The organism is Collinsella sp. AM42-18AC, from assembly GCF_003467965.1.
Classification (GTDB): domain Bacteria; phylum Actinomycetota; class Coriobacteriia; order Coriobacteriales; family Coriobacteriaceae; genus Collinsella.
On record NZ_QSFY01000010.1, the window covers coordinates 64,170 to 84,758 of the forward strand.

At 57.7% G+C, this 20,589-nt stretch carries 14 protein-coding genes; 8 read left to right on the forward strand and 6 right to left on the reverse strand.

The window, feature by feature from the left end; translation table 11 throughout:
* Nucleotides 1-54: 54 nt before the first annotated feature.
* A complete protein-coding gene (locus DW913_RS07130) occupies nucleotides 55-1,437 on the reverse strand; it encodes an ATP-binding protein (RefSeq protein ID WP_117655545.1) in 1,383 nt (460 codons plus the stop codon).
* A gap of 154 nt (nucleotides 1,438-1,591) precedes the next feature.
* On the opposite strand from DW913_RS07130, the gene DW913_RS07135 reads away from it, so the two are divergent.
* The gene (locus DW913_RS07135; protein ID WP_117798071.1) at nucleotides 1,592-1,825 is read left to right on the forward strand and encodes a hypothetical protein; all 234 of its coding nucleotides are present in this window, start codon (nucleotides 1,592-1,594) and stop codon (nucleotides 1,823-1,825) included.
* Between the two features lie 90 nt (nucleotides 1,826-1,915).
* Here the strand turns inward: DW913_RS07135 and DW913_RS07140 are convergent, their stop codons facing one another.
* Complete coding sequence (locus tag DW913_RS07140) at nucleotides 1,916-6,238, reverse strand: hypothetical protein (RefSeq protein WP_147349640.1); 4,323 nt, start codon at nucleotides 6,236-6,238, stop codon at nucleotides 1,916-1,918.
* Nucleotides 6,239-6,438: 200 nt separating this feature from the next.
* Entirely contained in the window at nucleotides 6,439-7,443 is a 1,005-nt protein-coding gene (locus tag DW913_RS10090; protein ID WP_199580799.1) for a helix-turn-helix transcriptional regulator, read from the reverse strand.
* 297 nt (nucleotides 7,444-7,740) lie between these two features.
* On the opposite strand from DW913_RS10090, the gene guaA reads away from it, so the two are divergent.
* A complete protein-coding gene (gene guaA / locus DW913_RS07150; protein ID WP_117635851.1) occupies nucleotides 7,741-8,721 on the forward strand; it encodes a glutamine-hydrolyzing GMP synthase in 981 nt (326 codons plus the stop codon).
* Between the two features lie 116 nt (nucleotides 8,722-8,837).
* Here the strand turns inward: guaA and DW913_RS07155 are convergent, their stop codons facing one another.
* Together DW913_RS07155 and DW913_RS07160 are read right to left on the reverse strand one after the other, a co-directional pair.
* A complete protein-coding gene (locus DW913_RS07155; protein ID WP_117798073.1) occupies nucleotides 8,838-9,986 on the reverse strand; it encodes a cell wall metabolism sensor histidine kinase WalK in 1,149 nt (382 codons plus the stop codon).
* Nucleotides 9,983-10,657 carry a response regulator transcription factor gene (locus tag DW913_RS07160; RefSeq protein ID WP_117758289.1) on the reverse strand — a complete coding sequence of 225 codons (675 nt, stop codon included), beginning with the start codon at nucleotides 10,655-10,657 and terminating at the stop codon, nucleotides 9,983-9,985. Before DW913_RS07160 ends, DW913_RS07155 begins: the two co-directional genes overlap by 4 nt.
* An 89-nt stretch (nucleotides 10,658-10,746) precedes the next feature.
* On the opposite strand from DW913_RS07160, the gene DW913_RS07165 reads away from it, so the two are divergent.
* From DW913_RS07165 to DW913_RS07190, 6 genes are all read left to right on the forward strand, one after another.
* Nucleotides 10,747-10,893, forward strand: coding sequence for a CD1871A family CXXC motif-containing protein (locus tag DW913_RS07165; RefSeq protein WP_197032826.1), 147 nt, complete (start codon nucleotides 10,747-10,749; stop codon nucleotides 10,891-10,893).
* Complete coding sequence (locus tag DW913_RS07170) at nucleotides 10,886-11,797, forward strand: 4Fe-4S binding protein (protein ID WP_117563589.1); 912 nt, start codon at nucleotides 10,886-10,888, stop codon at nucleotides 11,795-11,797. Before DW913_RS07165 ends, DW913_RS07170 begins: the two co-directional genes overlap by 8 nt.
* 35 nt (nucleotides 11,798-11,832) lie before the next feature.
* Nucleotides 11,833-12,795 (forward strand): redoxin domain-containing protein, encoded by a 963-nt coding sequence (locus DW913_RS07175; protein ID WP_117798074.1) that lies wholly within the window; start codon nucleotides 11,833-11,835, stop codon nucleotides 12,793-12,795.
* A 226-nt stretch (nucleotides 12,796-13,021) separates the two neighbouring features.
* Entirely contained in the window at nucleotides 13,022-14,713 is a 1,692-nt protein-coding gene (locus DW913_RS07180; protein WP_117798075.1) for an FAD-dependent oxidoreductase, read from the forward strand.
* A gap of 221 nt (nucleotides 14,714-14,934) precedes the next feature.
* A complete protein-coding gene (locus DW913_RS07185; RefSeq protein ID WP_117798076.1) occupies nucleotides 14,935-18,189 on the forward strand; it encodes an ABC transporter ATP-binding protein/permease in 3,255 nt (1,084 codons plus the stop codon).
* A 159-nt stretch (nucleotides 18,190-18,348) separates the two neighbouring features.
* A complete protein-coding gene (locus DW913_RS07190) occupies nucleotides 18,349-19,629 on the forward strand; it encodes an MFS transporter (RefSeq protein WP_117798077.1) in 1,281 nt (426 codons plus the stop codon).
* Nucleotides 19,630-19,831: 202 nt separating this feature from the next.
* On the opposite strand, the gene DW913_RS07195 is transcribed toward DW913_RS07190, so the two are convergent.
* The gene (locus DW913_RS07195; protein WP_117563584.1) at nucleotides 19,832-20,395 is read right to left on the reverse strand and encodes a TetR/AcrR family transcriptional regulator; all 564 of its coding nucleotides are present in this window, start codon (nucleotides 20,393-20,395) and stop codon (nucleotides 19,832-19,834) included.
* Between the last annotated feature and the right edge of the window lie 194 nt (nucleotides 20,396-20,589).

Genomic DNA, 20,589 nt, shown 5'->3' on the forward strand with positions numbered 1-20,589 from the left:
TCGAACAATAGTTCGATTAGATAATGGATGCTTGGGATGCGGGTGGGGTCTGTCCTATTCAAACATCTGCGGCAGGTCGATGAAGACGGTTCGATCGCTTTCGTCAGCTTCGAAGCCCGAACGGGAGAAGAATCCGTAGCGATGGCATTTGAGCCCCGTTGCCTCGACTTGGGTGATTTCCTCGTCGACCATTTTTTGCGTGACGGGGGATTTGCGGAACTTTGCTTCGTAGAATGCGTAGCCCTCGGGGTCTTGCGTTACCACATCGAATTCGCCGCTCGTTTTGTTTGCGGGATCGTCGTACCAGTACTTGCCTATGGCATCGAAAGCCGGTTCGATCTTGCCAGTCCTGTTTTGCCGTACGAGGTATTGACGGCAGATCTCCTCGAACATATGTGGAGTGTAGTTTTCCTCGAAGTCTTGGGAGACGTGACGATCATAGAAGACTTCCGGGTCGAGCAGCTGACGCGCAGAAGCATTGCGGAAGACGTAGCGATAGTAAAAGAGCGAAAGTGGGTCCACCACAAAGTAGCCAGACTTGCGCTTATTCGTAGGGTCGTTGATGGGTGCACGCTTTTGGACGATTTCGAGTGACATGAGCTTGTCGAGTACGTCTGCCATGGCCGGACCGCTCGAGACGTGCGACTGTGCCAGCACGTCCCCCCAACGGGAGTAACCTTGTGCGAGAGCCCCGAAAACTTCGTTGGCGTTGGTCATCTTCGAGATCTCGGCGTTGAGATAGGACGGTACTTCGCTTTCTAAGCGGGCGCCAGGTTCTGTGACGAGCTCGATGATATTGTCGCGTACGCTTTGGGACTGATCGATGAGGCGATTGTAAAAGGGGATGCCGCCAAAAACGCTATAGAGCCGCACCTTGTCCTCGGGTGAGAACGCGGGATAGAACTTTGCAGCGTCAAAGTAATCCATGGGCTTAAGCTCAAGCGCGAGATCAATTCGCCCGTAGAGGGGGCTTTCATGCTCGATGAGAGATTTCATAATCTCAACATAGGAGCCGCACAGGACAATGTTTAAACGTGAGTCTTCCCTGTGAGCGTCGATTGAGGTCTGGAGAATGCTGTCTAAGCCTTTAACCGCATCTCTCAAGTAGGGGTATTCGTCGAGAACGAGGGTAATGTTCTTGTCTTTGGCTTGGGCAAACAGAAATTCGATGAGCTCGCGGATGCCCGTGAAGGCGAGCGGAGGAAAGCTTAGCGCTTCAGCAGCAAGGGCGGACAGACTCTCGAGGTTGTCTGCCTCGGAGGTTTGGCGGCACTCGTAATAGATCGTTGCGACGTCCGATAAATCGGTTAGCGCCTGCTTGATGAGCTCACTTTTGCCGACGCGACGCCTTCCGTAAATGAGAACATTGCGCTGCTCGGGCGCATTGAGTGTTTTCTTAATACGGGCGAGTTCAAGCTCCCTGCCAATGAATTCCACTTACTCGGTTCCTTCCGACTCGGTTTTGTCCGAGTTAATTGTATCGCATGAACAAGTTTATGCTCGAGTTTACTCGGACAAAACCGAGTCGGTTCTGTCCGAGTAAGTTTGAATAGCGAATCGAAATTGTTATGTCCACATGGCGATGGCGAACATGGTTTCCATAAGCGCCGCGTTCGCGCTTGTTATTGCCGCAATGCGCTGTGTCGCTGAGGCGCAGATCGTACCGCTCGAAAGCGTCTTTTGGTTGGCGAACCTGGCCACGGGCGTGTTCTGCGGTGCGACGATTTTCGCGGCCACGTTTGCTGTCCTGTGTGCAACGTTTTTCACGGCGAAAAGACGCCGTGCCAAGCTCGAGGCAGAACTCGACTCCTCAGACGACATCTAATGCGCAATGGGCCGGCTCTGGGTATCCAGAACCAGCCCATTTTGATGTTCGATTAGCCGAGTCGGCGCCTCTCACAAAAGTAAGTAGGAGCTAGCGAGGCCTATCCGAATTGACCTCATTGGCGGTGTCGGTTTCGAGCGCCGTGCGGCGGGCGCTGTAGGCGACGAGGCCGGCGCCTGCCGCGGCGAGTGCTGCAGCGGCTGCCGTAAGGGGAGCGTTGACATCGCCCGTGCCCGCAAGTGCGCCCGCTTTTCCGGAGCGCTTGTTATTGTCGTGGTCCTTGCCACTGCCGGAGCTGCTTCCGCCGGAGCCGCCGCCCTCGTCAGTACCGCCGCCACTTGAGCCACCATCGCCGTCCGCCGGCATCGGGGCGTCGTGAAGTCCTGTCGTATCCGCGCTATCGCATACGCCGACCTGAATTTCTGAGCGCTCGCATGCCGCGTCGGGCACATGAAGCTCGTGCAGTACGGCACCCAGCGCCGAGTTTGCGCCCGGTCGGATTTCCTTGAGCGTTACGGGATCGAGCGCCACCAGGTCACGCGCCTTCGCATACAGCGTTACGCGTTTGCCCACTTCGTCGCTCCAACTCTCGGGGATAGCGAAGCTCATGCGGAACTGTGCCGTGCAACCCGGTGCCAGCACGGCGTTGCCGTTGTCGGCTACCAGCGGGTGCGTTGCAAAACATGCGCCCAGCGTCTCGAGCGCGTACTTCACGTGTGCCATGTCGTTGGCCGAAGCGTCTTCGGCAAGCTCTGGATCGTGGATCGAAGCCATGCGTGCGTTCGCTCCGAATCCGATGGATGCGCTGGAGAACGGCTGGCTGGAGCCCTCTCGGTACAGATCGATCGTGCCGGCGGTCAGCAAAGTGTTGCCGTCGTTTCGCACCGTGACCATGAAGGACTCGCCTGCTGCTCCGGGCACCACCGCGCCCGAGGTAGCGACCGCGCCCGTCGGAGTGGCACACGCCACCAAGGGCACTTCGATGCCGTGCAGCTCTGCCTCGCTCTGCTCCGCGCTCACAATGTGCGTGGCGAGCGCGGAGAGAATGCCTCCCGACGTCAAAAATGCCGTTATCTGATCGACGGGATGGTCCAGCTCGCACATCACGAACGGCTCCGTGAACAGATCGCCTGCCAAGGTGCTGGCGAAGATGCGGAAGTGCTTGCCCATCACTGCTACCGGGTTGCCTTCTTCGTCGTAGGTTTGTCCCACCTTGCCATCGGTGTTCTCTACATAGAGCACGCACCTGCCGTTGTTGCTCACGCTAAACGATGCCGGGCCACAGCCTGCCGCGCCCACGGGCCGCGTTGCAAATGCCGATGCGCCTCGCGTCCAAGTAATATGCTGCAGTTGCTCGTTGACGGTTGCCAAAAAGCCCGTGTGCTGCGGCCACGGTACCGCACGGGGCACCGCGGCGTCCGGCGGCATAACGCCCCAGCCCGCAATGGACCGGCCGATCACGGCGTACGATGCGCAGCCGCAACCGTCTGCGGTCTCGTACGCAACGGGCACCACCATTTTGCCGTTGATGTTTTCGGGCTCGCCCAGCTCGATACTCGAAGGTGCCTGCGGAAAGCGGAGAACTTGGCGGAACGTCAGGCTGTCGCCCGAAACGTCCGACCACAGGGTAAAGCACTCCAGCGCAACCTCAGCCCCGTTGCCGAGTGCCTTTTCTGCGGTGGTTCCGCGGCGGTGGAGGTAGGCACCCGACAGGCGCCCGTCGACCAGCGTCTTGCCCACCGTGATACGCGGGCACTGCAGGCAATGGTAGCCATCCTCTTGCAGGCGGCCGTGCGAGATGCTGCGCCATGACGTATGCGACACCACGCGGATTTCGTCATTACTTATGCGCAGGCGTACAACGGACAGTATGCCGGCTGTGCTTGCCGTATCGAAAAGGGTGTTGTCGCCGGCGGGGCGCTCGCCCGAGACCAGCAGCACGTAGGCGTCCCGGTTTCCTCTACCGTCCGTATATTCCACCACGTCGAAGTCGTAATCGTATATGCTGTCGCGCTCCACGTCGTTCTCGCCAAACCCAAGGGGAAAGTCCACGGGCATGGGAGCGGACCACGTGCCGTTTGCCTTTGTGTGCACCACCAGGCGCGAGCGGCCATTGTCGCCGTAGCGCACCGAGGCGATACGGAACAGGCATTCTGCGCCGGCAATCATTGCCAGCTTCATGTGAGCTTCGCTGAGCACGCCGGAAAACAGCACACTGTCGCTCGATGGTTTGATACCGCCACGCTCGTCCTCCGATACACCAGCAGAATTGGCGTTGGGGTCCGCAACGGCGTTCGTCGCCTGCCCGATATAGGTGTACTTATACATTGGCGCGGCGTTTTCGTCGTTCTCTATCAGTGCATGGACGAAATGCTCGATCTGTCCCGTGTCGTCGCTTTCTGCATTCGCCTCGAGCTCAATGCGCGTGACCGCTTGATCCCAATCGCGCACGACAGGCGCGGCGTTTACGGCAGTGGCCTTAACCTCGGCGCGTGCGAGCAGCTCGGCGTTAGTGACGATGGTGGCCGATGCGATAAATTGCGGCACACCACCTGCCTCGGCGTTGCCGCCCGAGCCGAAGCAGGCGTTCAGCGTATAAGGCGTATCTCCACCCAAGGCCAGCTCAGAGCGCTGGAGTACATACTGGTCGCCGTTGTTCACCGACATATTCCACGAATCGGCGAGTGTGGGCCACGATCCCGACCAAGCCTTGGTGGTCCACTTGAACATAACGAACTGGAGTATCACATCGACATCGACGTCTGCACCTACGCGCAGTCGCGGAAGCGGGTGTCCATCTGCCTTCTCGTACCCAATGAACAGCGTGAGGGATGCGGCGCCGCGCACGGCAGACGAGGCGACGCCCGCAACGCCGGCTCCAAAGGTAACGGCAAGCCCGATCTGGATGGTGAACGAGCCCGACGTGTTTGACCAATCGAGCGAAATGTTTTTAAAAAACGCCGCGCCGCTACCGTGCGTGTGGGCGCCCACGGCGAGCGCCAGTTTTGCCAGCACCCAGGGGTTGACGTTTAGGAAAAACGGTACCGGTCCTAGGGTAAACTGCTCAGTCCAATTGAGGTCGGTTCTTACCTGGAAGAGGGCCTTAATATTGCCGTATGCGGGGTCGTTGTTGTTGCCCCAGGTTTTGCCCGCCCAATCGTAGGCGAGCGAGCCGTACAGCTGTGTGGCGATATCCATCGTGAACAGCAGCGTGCAATGGTGGCAAAGGAGCTTGGTGTTTCTTGGATCGGTGCCCGAACCGGCACTCATGCTCTTGTACTGATTCCACTTCCCTTCCATTTCGTCGAGGTAGCGGCTTGCCTGCTTGGCGCCCGACTCACGCGGCGATTTCTTCCAGTATTCCGGATCAGGATTGCCCGAATCGTTCATATAGCTGGCTGGTTTGTATCCTCCGCCAAACAGCACGTATCCAGCAAACGAGAAATCGAAGAGGATCGGAAATGTGGGCATCCAACACGTGAACTTATTACCACCGATGCCGGGAAACGATGCGGGGAAATCAAACGGAGTGACCTCTTGGTCCATGGTGGTGGGAATGATGGTGGTCGAGCCCGATTCCGCCTTTGCGGTCGGCGCGGTGACAACGGCCATGGGGGAGGAGAGCGTGTAGGTTTTGCCCTGATAGTCGAGGACAAAGCGCAGCTTGCACCCTTCTTCCAGAAAGCCCGATGCCGCATCGAGGAACGTGTCTTCAAGCGTGAACGTTGCCAGATTATCCGAACCCGATGCACTGGCCTTGACTTGGCCAATCTGAGTGACGGTTTCGGGTGAGCTGCCCGCGGCAGGCGTCACTTTGTTGACGCGCAGCGTTGCCTGTCCGCCCTGTGGCAGATGTGCCTGAACGGTAAAGGCGTGCGTATCGGGCTGCTCGTTTGCCGTGTCGTCCTTCGGCAATGCCATGAACGTGGCTTCAGCGTACTGGATGTCCCATTCGTCAAACGTGAGTTGGCGGAAGTACGGCTCGCCATCGGAGAGCGGACGTGTGGGTGCGGTAATGGCGGTGCCGCCTTGGACACGCGCGAGGGGAATCTCGACATCGCGGTAGCCCGCCATGCTAATGGAGATGCTGCCGTTAAAGTCGTACGCGTCGAGAAGCGTTGCCTCGTCTACGTAGCCTTCCGAAAGTGGCGCGACCTCAAAGATGGCCGTGCCCTCGTCGTCGGTCGTGGCGGTGAGCTGCTTGCCCGCGGCATAACGCGACGCGAGCGTGACCTGGGCTCCCGTGATGGGCATATTCTTGTTGGCGACGTCGACCGCGACCACACCAAACATGGTGCGCGAGAGAACGAGCACCCTGAAGGGGTCTTTTTCGTCGGCATAGGCTTCGGTGGGCGCGAACGGCAGCAGGAAGGCATTTTCGCTTCCCGGCACGCGAGGCAACATGATGCTCACTAGCGAGGACGCTCCGGCAACAAGTAACGAACGGCGGTCAAGCATCTTGGGCTCCCATCCCGCAAATATCGGTGGAAATAATCCAATTTTGCGAGATGGTGCCCCGTGGCGGTAGTGCCGTTCAAGGGCCAAAATGTCCAATTTGAGAGAGCGAAGCGCCGGGTTCCGGAACGCGTTCGATGCGCTTGGCAGCCCGGTCGCTAACGCAGCATATGCGCGACCAGCTCGGCGCGTGTGCCGATGCCAAGCTTTGCGTATACGCCGGATAGGCGGTTTTTGACGGTGCCCGGCGATACTCCCATGTGGCGTGCGATTTCGGCGTTGGTCCACCCACGACAGGCGAGCATGGCCATGGTGAATTCCGTGGTCGTTAGATCGTCGGCCACGTCCTCGCCCGAATCGGGGTTGTGGATGCGCCGCCAGCCGTAGCTGAATCGATACGTGATCTCGATGATGCGTGCGAAATCGTCAGGGTATTGCGATTTTAGGCATGCCTCGATGAGTCCCTGCAAAAGGCCATGGTGTTCGCCGATGAGTTCGATAAGGCCGTCGGGGCGCGCAATGTCCCAAGCGGCGCCAAAATGCGCTTTTGCGGCGTCGACGTCTTTGAGACTCATACAGGCCATCGAAGCCGACAAGTGCAGGAATAGCTCCGAGATGGGGTAGCTTCCCTGTTTCATAATCAGGGCGTTTTCCGCCATGCCCAGGCTGCGGCCGTATTCGCCGCGCAGATACAACGCGTGCGCCATCACGTAGCTGGCGAACAGTCGCAGGCCTTCGGGTAGGTGCGCCGCAAGTGGATAAAACTCTTCGGCAGAATACGGGGAAGGCAAGTGCAGCAGGACGCTCGCGGCCGAGGCGAACAGGATATGCGTGGCGTGGACGGCGGGCGATTCCTCGTCGGCCGGCGTATCGAGGATGCCCGCAAGGCACCGGCGGGCGTCGGCGATACGGTTGAGCGACAGACTGGCGTATCCGCAGATAAAGCATGCGGAATAGCGCAGCGCGGGATCGGTGACGTCAAGATAGGGGTGCGCCGTCTTGGCGGCGAGTGCGGCCTGTCCGCGAAAGTACAGCGCTTCTGCCGTGGCGATGGCGCGTGAATCGGGGTCGGAAATGCCTGCAACCGCAGCGTCAATCTGCCCCGGCACAAAGGCGGTGCACATCAACGGCATGGGAACGCATGGGTAGCCATCGCAGTCCATCTTCCATCTCCCAACAGCTGGCAACACTAGCAGCAATTGTACTCTTGTTGCTCGGGACTGGAATTTGTGGGTATCGCCTACGATTGTGCCGAACGTATAAAGGAAGAGTCTATTGGCGATGCTCCCAAGGTGGCTACCGAAGTCTAGCTGACCTTGGGATATAGAAAAACTGCCGCCCCTGCAAAAAGCTCTGTCGCAGCGATGGGAAACGTATCTCGTTCTGCATATAATGAGGTCATATGACGGTGCGTCTGCATACGCGCGGCGCATTTCCATCGAACCGAGAAGGAGCTCTGCATGGATCCCAACAAGCGTCCCGACGACATGGTGCGTATCACCACTCCCGAACTTGCCCAGGTGTTCATCGATGAGCAGGTCGCTGCAATCCGCGAGCAGATCGGCGACAAGAAGGTCCTGCTGGCTCTTTCCGGCGGCGTCGACAGTTCGGTTGTCGCGGCCCTGCTCATCAAGGCCATCGGCAAGCAGCTCATTTGCGTGCATGTGAACCACGGCCTGATGCGCAAGGGTGAGAGCGAACAGGTCATCGACGTCTTCAAGAACCAGATGGACGCTAACCTGGTCTATGTGGACGCGACCGATCGCTTCCTGGATAAGCTCGTGGACGTCGAGGAGCCCGAGGCCAAGCGCAAGATCATCGGTGCCGAGTTTATCCGCGTGTTCGAGGAGGAGGCCCGCAAGGTTGGCGACGAGGTCAGTTTCCTCGCCCAGGGCACCATCTATCCCGACATTCTTGAGTCCCAAGACGGCGTGAAGGCTCACCACAACGTGGGCGGTCTGCCCGAGGATCTGCAGTTTGAGCTCTGCGAGCCCGTCAAACTGCTGTACAAGGACGAGGTCCGCGTCGTGGGTCGCGAGCTCGGCCTGCCCGAGAACATGGTCGAGCGCCAGCCGTTCCCCGGTCCCGGCCTGGGCGTCCGCTGCCTTGGTGCCATCACCCGCGACCGTCTTGAGGCGCTGCGCGAAGCCGACGCGATCGTGCGCGAGGAGATCGACAAGGCGGGTCTGACCATCTGGCAGTATTTTGCCGTCGTGCCCGACTTCCGCGCCACCGGCGTGCGCGAGGGCAAGCGCGCCTACGATTGGCCCTGTATCATCCGCTGCATCAACACCGTCGATGTCATGACCGCCGAGGTGCCTGAGCTCGACTGGGCGTTGCTCAAGCGCATCACCGCTCGCGTGACCGCCGAGGTCCCCGGTATTTGCCGCGTTTGCTACGACCTCACGCCGAAGCCCGTTGGCACGGTCGAGTGGGAGTAAGCTAACTCAGCTGGTAGGCGACGAGAACTAGCAGATGTGACAAAGGGACAGTCCCTTTGTCACATCCTCGATATTATGTGCGGGATGGTACGCCACGCGGCGTGCCATCCCGTTCGTTATTTTAATGAGCCGAGTGCGCGAGTGGGAAGAGTCACGAGCATGGTCGTTCCGCGCTCCGAGCTCTCTTCGACCTCGATGGAGCCGCCGTGGAGTGCGGCAATCTCCCAGACCAGTGCAAGCCCCAGCCCCACGCCGCCATATGCCCTGCTGCGCGATTTGTCGACGCGAAAGAAGGGCTGAAAGATGCTCGTCTGGTATTGCTCGGGAATGCCCGGTCCCTGGTCGCGCACGCGTAGCAGCACGCGGTCGCCTTCGGCGCAGGCGTTGATTTGCACGGTCGAGTTGGGCGCGCTATAGCGTATGGCGTTTTCGGTCAAGTTGAACAGCAACCGATAGATCAGCGTGTCGCTGCCGATCGTTTGCGCGTCGCCCTCACTTGTAAGCGTGATGTCTTTTTGCTCGGCAAGGGGTGCCAGGTCCGTGAGCACTTCTTCGATCATCGGCGCTAGGTCAATCACATCGTTGCAAGGGACACTGCGCAGCTCGCTCATCTCGAGCAGGGTCTTTGTCATGTGCGTCATTCGCTCGGTCTGCTCCTGCAGCAGCCCGAGCAGGCTCGCTGTATCGGCGTCGACGTCGGGGTGCTCGGCGCAAAACAGCTCAACCTGGGCCTGCATGAGCGCAAGCGGCGTGCGCAGTTCGTGCGCCGCATTGCCCGTAAACTGTCTTTGTGCGGAAAATCCCTCGTCAAGGCGGGTAATCATGTCGTTAAACGACGCGCTGCAGCGCCTGAGTTCAGAGGGCACGTCCTCGCTGATTTTTGTGTCGGCGAGGTTGTCGGGCCGCACGCTCTCGACTTGCGTCGCAAAGAAGCGCAACGGCCGCAGCGCATGTCCGCTCACAAAGTAGGCCAGCACGCCGCCGAGCAGCGTCACCGCTGCAGTTATATACCAGCTCGTCGCGCCAAACGATTCTTGGGCGTCGTTCACGACGATGGTCAGCGCGTCGTCGAGCTCTTTGTTTGTCGGGTCAAATGAGCTGGGCGAGGCCGCCTCCACCTTGCTGTGCGCCGATAGTTCATTGCCGATCGAGTCCATGTAGCGCATGCCGGAGTAGCCAACCAGGCAATTCATAAGTACGCAGGTTGAACATATCAGCAGTGCCGTCATCAACGTGATGCGCCACTGCAGCGACAGCCGCTTCATTTGCCGTCCTCCATAACGTAGCCTTCGCCGATTCGGTTGCGGATGGGGTCGTGCCCCAACGCGCCGCGCAGCTTTTTGCGCAGCGACGAGATGTGCACGCGGGTCGCGTTGCTAAAGCTGTTGACGCTGCTGTCCCATACATGCTCGATAAGCTCTTCCTGGCTCACCGGCCGCCCCTGGTTAAGCATCAGGTATTCCAAGATGCCGGTCTCCTTGCGCGTGAGGGATAGGGTCTCGCCGCCCACGGAGGCGAGGCGCGCTTTGGTGTCAAAGCTCAACAATCCACAGGCTAGAACAACGTCGTTTTGCGTAAAGCGCCTGAGCGTGAGACTGCGTATGCGTGCCGCCAGCTCGTCAAGATGGAACGGCTTGGTGAGGTAGTCGTTGGCGCCCGCATCGAGCCCCGCTACCTTGTCGGAGACCTCGCCACGTGCCGAGAGCACGAGCACCTTGGTCTCGCAATCGGTAATTCTGAGTTGCCTGAGCACGGTCATGCCGTCGACATGGGGGAGATTGAGGTCGAGCACGACAAGATCAAAGGTCTCGACATCGAGCAGATCGAGGGCCTGCTGCCCGTCGTAGCAGCAGTCGACGCTATAGGCCAAGTTGCGCAGGCTGCGTGCGATCGCATCGCACAGCGCCCGCTCGTCCTCGACGACCAAGATGCGCATAACGTTCTCCTTGCATAGTCATTCACGCTTAACACGGATTTTATAGTCGGTATGGTCCAATGGGTCGCGAAACGAAAGGAGTGGTCAGATTGTTCAAAGCGATTAAGCCTGTGGCGCAGGTGGCTTTGCTGATCGTTGGGGTAGCCATGGTTGGCTTTGGAATTATGCGCGGCGAGGCAGATGCCGTGCTGGCCAAGGCAATCAGGCTGTGCTTGGAGTGTATCGGAATTGGATAAAAGAAAAAACACTGCATCGCATCTTTTAGCGCGATTTCGTGGATTGATTCAGGCGGCGGCGACGCTTGCGACCAATATTCACCTGCCTAACTTTGCCAAGGGCGGTATCTACCAGGGAGCCGGCAAAGCCGTCTGCGTGCCGGGGCTTAACTGCTACTCGTGTCCAGCGGCCTCGGGTGCGTGCCCCATCGGGTCGTTTCAGTCGGTGGTGGGATCGTCTAAGTTCAGCTTTTCGTATTACGTCACCGGAACGCTCATTCTGATCGGCGTGCTACTGGGACGTTTTGTATGCGGCTTTTTGTGTCCGTTTGGATGGCTGCAAGAGCTTCTGCATAAGATTCCCAGCAAAAAGCTCTCCACGAAAAAGCTCAAGCCGCTCACGTACATCAAGTATGCCGTGCTACTGTTTGCCGTGGTGCTGCTGCCCGTCTTGGTGGTTAACGATGTGGGTATGGGCGACCCGTTCTTTTGCAAGTACATCTGCCCGCAGGGTGTGCTCGAGGGCGCGATTCCGCTGTCCATCATGAACGTGGGAATCCGCTCCGCGCTGGGAAAGCTCTTTACCTGGAAGCTCGCGATCCTCATTGCGGTTGCGGTGCTGAGCGTGCTGTTCTACCGCCCCTTCTGCAAATGGATTTGCCCCCTCGGTGCGTTTTATGCGCTCATGAACAAGGTGTCTTTGCTGGGGATCCAGGTTGACCAGTGCAAATGCGTCTCGTGCGGCAAGTGCGCCAAGGTGTGTCAAATGGACGTGGACGTTACGCGTACGCCCAACCATGCCGAATGCATTCGTTGCGGCAAATGCGTGGGCGCGTGCCCCGTCGATGCTATTAGCTTTCGCTATGGGCTGGGTGTGACGGGCGACAAACCCGCGCAGTCCACGCAAGCCTGCGAAAACAAATAGGTACCTATATAAGTTTCGATATAAACGGAGGAACCATGAAACTGTCAAAAATTGCGGCTCTGTTGATGCTGCCCGTGCTGGCGCTGACTCTCGCGGCGTGCTCTGCCCCCAAGGGCGACGCGAAGGATGCCACGAGCGGCGATGCGCAGATTGCCGAGCTCATAGCGCAAAAGCCGTCGAGTGCCGAGGAGGCGGCCGAGCTGTACCAGCAGCTGCTGCAAAAGGAAAACGAGATCTTTGCGAGCGATAACGCCCTATGGGAAAAGGTGTTCCTTGCGGCCAACAAAGACACTCCCATGATTGAGGACGGCAAGAACTACGGTGACTTCTTGCTCGATACCATCGAGGGCGCCAAGGATCAGTTTGCGGCTGACGAGCTTAAGACGCTTAAGGCCGGCGCGCAGCAGGTCAAGGAGATCGAGGACAAGCTCATGGCGCTGGAGAAGGAGTTCCCCGGATGTGGCAGCACGCCCGGCGAGGGAGAGAGCGTCGATGCCTCGACCGCGGGCATGACCAACGGCGAGAGCGGGGAGACGAAGTTCCCCAGCTTTAAGGGCAAGGACTTGGACGGCAGCGATGTAAACAGCGACGAGCTGTTCTCCAAGAACAAGGTCACCGTCATGAACTTCTGGTTTACCACCTGCAAGCCGTGCGTGGGAGAGCTGGGCGATCTGGAGAAGCTCAACAAGGAGCTTGCCGAGAAGGGCGGCCAGGTCGTGGGCGTTAATTCCTTTACGCTCGATGGCAACAAAGACGAGGTGGCCGATGCCAAGGACGTGCTTTCCAAGAAGGGCGTAACGTATAAGAACATCTGGTTTAAGTCGGACAGCGAGGCCGGAAAGTTCACCTCCAACCTGTACTCGTTCCCGACCACCTACGTGATCGACCAGAACGGTAACATTGTGGGAGAGCCGATCATGGGCGGCATCAACTCCGCTGAGCAGTGCGAGGCGCTCAACAAACTGATCGATCAGGCACTCGCGAAGAGCGAACAGTAAGTCCGTGGGACAGACAACTGAAGGGGAGTCGCTGGAAACAGCGACTCTTTTTTCTGCTTCGGGGTAGCATCATGGGTATACGTCGAAAGGGCACGCAGCTTTTCGTGCATTGCCTGAGTGGTGCGCGAAGCAACCAAGCTGTGAGTTTTCTTAAGCGTTCTGGGTATGGCAGTGTCAAGAATATCGGCGGCATAAGCGGCTATACGGGAAAGGTGGTGCGTTAGCTATGAAGGTGGTTATCGTTGGAGGCGTCGCGGGCGGCGCATCGGCGGCGGCACGTTTGCGCAGGCTCGACGAGCAGGCCCAAATTGTCATCTTTGAGCGCACGGGTTTTGTATCGTATGCCAACTGTGGGCTTCCGTACTACATTGGCGGCGTGATAGAAGAAGAGAGTGCATTGACGCTGCAGTCTCCCAAGGGCTTTTGGGATCGTTTTCGCATTGCGGTCAAGACGAGTCACGAGGTGTTTGCCATCCATCCCGATTCGCATACGGTTGAGGTTCGCAATATGCTGACGGGCGAGGAATTTGTCGAGACGTATGACAAGCTCATCCTGTCGCCGGGTGCAAAGCCGATTCGCCCTGCGTTGCCGGGCATCGACTCGGATAAAATCTTTAGCCTACGCACCGTTGAGGACACGCTGCGTATTCACAGCTATGTTCGAGAGCGGCGACCGAGCAGTGCCGTCGTGATCGGCGGCGGCTTCATTGGCGTCGAGACGGCGGAGAATCTGTGCGAGCTAGGGCTCCAGGTGACCCTTCTGCAGCGTCCCGTCCAGCTTATGAACAACCTGGATTACGACATGGCGACCCTTTTGCATACCGAGGTGCGTGAGCACGGTATTGATCTGCGCCTCAAGGCCGATGTGACAGGTTTTGAGGAAGTTGATGGCCGCGTTGTCACCCATGTTGCGGGCGATGACCCTATCGGAGCCGATATGGTGCTGCTTGCCATTGGCGTGGCACCTGAGAGCCATCTGGCGCAAGAGGCGGGGCTCGAACTGGGCATCAAGGGGGCTATTGTGGTCAACGACCGCATGGAGACCTCTGCTGCCGACGTGTATGCCGTGGGCGATGCCGCGCAGGTCACGCATCAGGTGACCGGCGAGGACGCGGTCATTTCGCTCGCCGGCCCCGCCAACAAGCAGGGGCGTGTCGTTGCCGATGTCATAGCCGGCATGGACAGCTGCTACCGCGGATCGTTGGGCTCATCGATTATCAAGGTATTCGACTTGACGGCGGCAAGCACGGGACTATCCGAAAAGGCAGCACACGCGGCGGGAATTGACTGCGACAGCGTGGTCCTGTCGCCCGGTTCGCATGCGGGTTATTATCCGGGTGCAACGCCCATGACCATGAAGGTTATCTTCGAGAAGCAGGGATTGCGCCTGCTGGGTGCGCAAATCGTGGGCATCGATGGTGTGGACAAGTGTATCGACGTTCTGGCGACTGCCATCCAGGCAGGCATGCGCGGCGATAGGCTTAAGGATTTGGACCTAGCATACGCGCCGCCGTACTCATCGGCGAAGGATCCCGTCAATATGGCGGGCTTTATGATCGAGAACCTCAATCGCGGCATACTGGCGCAGTGGCATTGGGAGGATGAGCCCAACTTGCCACGCGATGGCAGCGTGCAGCTGCTCGATGTTCGTACGGAAGGGGAGTATGAGCGCGGGCATATCGATGGTTTCGTAAACATTCCCGTCGATGATCTGCGCAATCGCCTGGGCGAGCTCGACCGGGCCAAGCCGGTCTACGTGATTTGCCAGAGCGGCATTCGCAGCTACATTGCTTGCCGTATTTTGGCGCAGCATGGCTTTGAGTGCTTTAACTTCTCGGGCGGCTATCGCTTCTTTGCAGCCGTGACTGAGGCTCGCCGCGGCAGCGCTAACGTTATGCCGTGCGGGCTCGAAAAGTAGCGCGCATTGGAATGTGACAAAGTGACAGCCTCTTTGTCGCATCGGGGATGTTATATGCGGGATGGTGCGCCATGCGGCGTGCTGTCCCGTTCGTTTTTTGGCGCGGTTCGTTACATTCCTCACTGGTATCGGCCAAAAATGAGGATAGAGTAGGACAAACGCGCCGAACGTGAACGGCGGGGGAGCGGGCGAGCGCGCCCGCGCGAGAGAGGTTGCCGTCCATGCTGGATCTCAGAGTTATTTGCAAAAGGTACGTTACGCAGTCGTTTACGCAGGTAGCGCTCGACAGCGTAAGCCTGTCTTTTCGCGATAACGAGTTTGTAGCCATCCTGGGTCCTTCGGGCTCGGGTAAAACTACGATGCTCAACGTCATTGGTGGACTCGACCATTTCGATTCCGGCGACCTGCTGATCGATGGCATCTCGACCAAGGACTTCAGCGACCGCGATTGGGATGCCTACAGAAACAATCGCATTGGCTTTGTGTTTCAGAGCTACAACCTCATTCCGCATCAGACCATTTTGGAAAACGTGGAATTGGCGCTTACACTCACGGGCGTGGGACATGCCGAGCGCCGCCAGCGTGCGCGTAAGGCGCTCGAGGCGGTTGGTCTGGGCGAGCACGTTGACAAACGCCCGAACCAGCTTTCGGGCGGGCAGATGCAGCGCGTAGCCATTGCCCGCGCCTTGATCAACGACCCCGAAATCGTGCTGGCTGACGAGCCGACCGGCGCCTTGGACTCAACGACATCCGTGCAGGTTATGGATTTGCTCAAGGACGTTGCGCGCGATCGTCTGGTCATCATGGTCACGCACAATCCCGAGTTGGCATACAGGTACGCCACGCGCATCGTCACCCTGGCGGACGGCAAGATCACCGACGATTCAGATCCCTTTGATGCTGCCGAGGCCGCGCGTCGCGAGGCCAAGCCCACGCGCAAAACCTCGATGAGCTTTGTGACGGCGCTGGGGCTTTCTGCCCGAAACCTCATGACCAAGAAGGGCCGTACGGCCATGACTGCCTTTGCAGGTTCGATTGGCATTATTGGCATCGCAGCGATTCTGGCGCTGTCCAACGGCGTAAACGGCTACATCAAAAAGGTCGAGGAGGACACGCTCTCGAGCTACCCGCTCACGATTTCCAAACAAGATTACGACCTGTCATCCATGATGGGCGGGCATGGGGCTACCGATGAGGAGGCGTCCAAGGGCGAGGGCTCGTCCGATGACGCTACCGGTGGCAAAGCTAAGGGAACCGATAAGATCCCCGTGGTCACGGCCGTAAAGGATATGTTTGCGAGCGTTAAGTCCAACGACATGACGAGCTTTAAGGCATGGCTCGATGCCGGTGGCGATGGCATCGATAAAGAGGTCAATGCCATCCAGTACGGCTATGGCGTGACGCCGGTTGTCTATCGTGCCGGGAATGGCGATGGGAAGCCTGTCCGGCTGGTGCCCAACGCTATGACTGAGGCCATGAGCGGGGGCGCGAGCTCGGCGGCAACGGTGAGCATGGAATCTATGGGAACGTCGGTCTTCAACGAGATGATTGACGACCAGAGCCTGCTCGACAGCCAGTACGATGTCGTTGCCGGCCATTGGCCTACGTCCGCCAACGAGGCCGTGATGGTGCTTTCGAGCCGCGGAACGGTGGGCGACTACACGCTCTACAGTATCGGCGCGCTGGATATCGATGAGCTCAACGACCTGGTTAACAGTGCCATGACGGCCGACGGCAAGGTCAAGACGCCCAAGACCGGCAGCGACTTTACCTACGACGATGCACTGTCCACGACGTTTAAGGTGTTGTCGCCGGCCGATGCCTATCGCAAAAACGAAGAGACCGGCATGTGGACTGACATGTCTGGCGACGCCGACTTTATGAAAGCCAAGGTTGCCGACGGTATTGACGCGCGCATTGTGGGCGTGGTGCGACCCAACGAGACGGCAAACGCGAGCGCATTGTCCCCGGGCATTGTCTATACGCATGCGCTGACTCGCCAGCTTATGGAGCGTGCTGCCGATTCGCAGATTGTGCAGGAGCAGCTTGCCCACCCCGAGACGGATGTCTTTACGGGCAAAACCTTCGACGAGCTGCAGGGCGAAGCCAAGCAGGGCGTGGATTTGGGCGGTATGTTCAGCGTAGACGAGGCGGCACTGAAGAGCGCGTTCTCACTCGATACGTCTGCGCTCTCGGGCGCAGCCGGCGGTATGGACCTTTCTGGTCTCGACTTGTCCGGGCTGGACATTGACCTTTCGGGTGTTGGGAGGGACATCGACTTTAGTGACATCATGGCCAAAGCGCCGGCCCCAGATTTCTCGGGCATCTTTGATGGTCTTGAGCTCACGCCTGAGCAAATGCAGCAGGTGGGAGCACTTGCCAACCAGCTGTTTGAGGGCTTTATGCGCTCTGATCAGTTTAAGGCGCTGTCACCCGAAGATCTTAAGGATGCGTCAAAGCTTGCTGCCGCATTCTCGGCGTATCTTGAGCATGATGCCGCAGCCCAGCAAATCCTGGCCCAGCTCAAAGCGCTCGGCGGCGATGCCCTGGCCGAGCGCCTGCAGCAGGCGATGACCGACTATGTACAAAAGCAGCTGGCTCCGTATCTGCAGCAGGCTATGGATCAGGTGATGAAGACAATTAGCGAACAGATTGCGACGACCGTATCGTCCCAGCTCAAGTCGGGCGCGGCAGGGCTCATGGACCAAATGGCGACGCAGATGTCTTCGAGTTTTGCCAACCTGGCGAGCGCCATGCGCGTGGATGCGGGCGCCTTTGCTCGTGCCATCCACTTCAACATGGACGCCGAGGACCTGAGCTCGCTCATGATGAGCTATGCCAAGGCGTCGAAGCTCACCTACGACAACAATCTGACCACGTTGGGCTATGCGGACGAGGCGGACCCCATTTCGGTCAAGATTTTCCCGCGCGACTTTGAGGCCAAGGAGCGCGTGCTCGATCACATCGATGCGTACAACAAGCAGGTCAAAGCTGCTGGCCACGACGAGCAGGCAATCTCGTACACCGACTACATGGGCATCATCATGGGTTCGGTGACCGACATCGTGAACACCATCAGCTTGGTGCTCATCGCATTCGTGAGCATCAGCCTGGTCGTGAGCTCCATCATGATCGGCATCATCACCTACATCAGCGTACTGGAGCGCAAAAAGGAGATTGGCATCCTACGCGCGATCGGCGCGTCGAAGCGTAACGTGGCCAACGTATTCAATGCCGAGACCTTTATCGAAGGTCTCATTGCCGGCGTCTTTGCTATTGTCGTCGTGGTGGCCGTGAGCTTTCCGGTTAATGCCTGGGCGCTTGCGGCCAAACAGGTACCCAATCTGATGAGCCTGCCCGTGCAGGATGCGCTGATGCTCATTGCAATTTCTGTGTTGCTGACGGTTGTTGCCGGCCTGCTGCCGGCTCGCAGCGCATCCAAGAAAGACCCTGTGGAAGCCCTGCGTTCCGAATAATGTGACAAAGGGGCAGTCCCTTTGTCACATTGGGGGCCCAATTACCGTTCGGCACGTTAAGGGTCCCCGCTCCCCGCTTAACACTTGACGAAGAATCTCCATCTTTATATACCTATCGGTAGGCATATAGGTTGCATTGCCGATAGAAACGGAGTAACCATGACTCTCATCGCACCAGCCGAAAAGGACCGCCCCCGTGAGAGCGGCGCATTTGCTTGGATTGTCGTTATTGCGCTCGGTTTAATGTCTGCGGGAACAACCGGCACCTACAGCATCATTGCCGGCTCATTCATCGCTCCTGTATGTGAAGACCTGGGCTTTGACTACACTTCTTTCTCTTTCTATTTCACCGCGATTCTTCTTGGCCTTGCGCTTGGGCTTCCGCTTTTGAGTCGTTTCATTCCAAAAGTAATCGGCAAACCATGGCATATTTGCGTTGAACTCGTCCTTATTGCCGCCGGCGCCGCAATGGCGTTCTACACCGAGGTCTGGATGTTCATCGTCTCCGCCGCAGTGATCGGCATCTGCTTTTCGTTCACAACGGGTGTCTGCATGTCCGATGTCATTGACCAATGGTTCAGTAAATCGTCTGGTCTTGCCATCGGCCTTGCGTGGGGCGTTAATTCTCTCTGCACGCTGCTATTGAGTCCTGTCATTACACTGGTCATCGAGCAGCAAGGCTGGCGTACGGGTTACATCGTACTTGCGGCCGTTTCTGCAGCCATGATATTGCCCACAAGCGCATTTATCATTCGCCTTAAGCCTCCTGATCGCAATATGCTTCCGTACGGAGAGACTACCTCCGAAACCCATGAGAGCTACAGCGCCGATGAAAAGGAAGATGTCTCTTCGGGCATGGCGCTCCGCGATGCCGCGAAAACGCCATCTTTTATTCTCTGTGCCCTTCTGCTCTGCGTGGCGCAACTCACCTGCTGCATGAACCAGCTGTTCCCGACCTATGCAAGCGAGGTCGGCTTCAATCCCATCGTGGGAAGCCTAATGGTTTCGGCGGCCTCGCTCTCCGATATTTTCCTAAATCCCTTCGTAGGCAAAACATGCGACAAGCTCGGTGCTATTAAAGCAACGGTCGCATGGACGGGAGTCAGCATTCTTTCATTCCTACTTCTCATCTTTGGCGGAAGCAACGAGACCGTTTCCATCATCGCGGCCGGCGTAAACGACGTCATGTTCGCCATCGTTGGAACTGCAATGCCGATGATTCTCCTCTCGCTCTTCGGATCACGCGATTTTGGAAGGATCTATTCGATTATTTGCTCAGCGGGCTATGTTGTCGGAGCTTTCGGAATGCCAGTCATGATGAAGGTTTACGGTATGGCAGGGTCTTTCCAAGGAGTATTCGTCTTCTGTATCATCTGCAACCTTCTGATTGCGACATTTGCTTTAGTTTCCGGTCTCCTCAATAAGACTACCGCGAAATAACCTGACCAACGAACTGCCCTTCAGCCCTGTCATTTGTCTCCGCAAGTTAAAACGAAATTGGGGCCGATTCCAACATAGCTGGAATCGGCCCCAATTTCTATTCAACAACTTTTGCAATCATCGCGAACACGGGTTTCGAACCATTCCGCGACCCCGCAAGTCGTCGCATCGCGCTTGCCAAGGTGCCTCTGTTATTACGCGCCTATTTAAACATGAGTTCGACGATCCCTGCCCAAACAGCCTTTTCATCGATGTCTTCATCTTGGGCAACGGTATTGCTCGCTCCCTCAAGTACGGTGTAAAGAATCTGCACGTACAGCATGACGTCTGTTTCATCGGAAAACGCGCCAATTTCTAGGCCATGGAGAAGGATGTCTTTAAGCGCGTCCATAGTTCGGTTGATCGCCGTTGCCTGACGTTCCTGAACTGCAGGGATTCGATTTGCCTGAATACTGACCTCGGCCAGCACGCGACGGCGCTTTTCATCACTACGATAGCCACCTATAACCGAATTGCCGAGCTCGATAAGCGCCGCCTTGAATCCGTCCCTATCGACTATTAGCGAGTAGTCGCGCTGATAGTCGATAGTCGGAAACATACTATCTAAGAGCGTGGTGAAAATATCCTCTTTAGAGGGAAAGTAGTAGTACACCGATGGCTTGGATATACCGACACGGTCGCAGATTTTTCCAATGGACGCCTTGTCGTAACCGACTTCTGCCACAAGATCATACATTGCGTCCAATATTTTTCCCTTTGTGCTCACGCTTCACTTCTCCATTGCAAATCACTTCCGCATTGCCAACATTATTAAGAATGGCAACGGAACATCAATTCGTGTCCAAACACGACCACTATAAACGGTGAACGGTAGGTATCGACAGGCGAATGGCAATTATACAAAAACACCTACCGAACGGTAGGTATAGTAGTACTATAGCTGGTGTAACCCCGCTATTG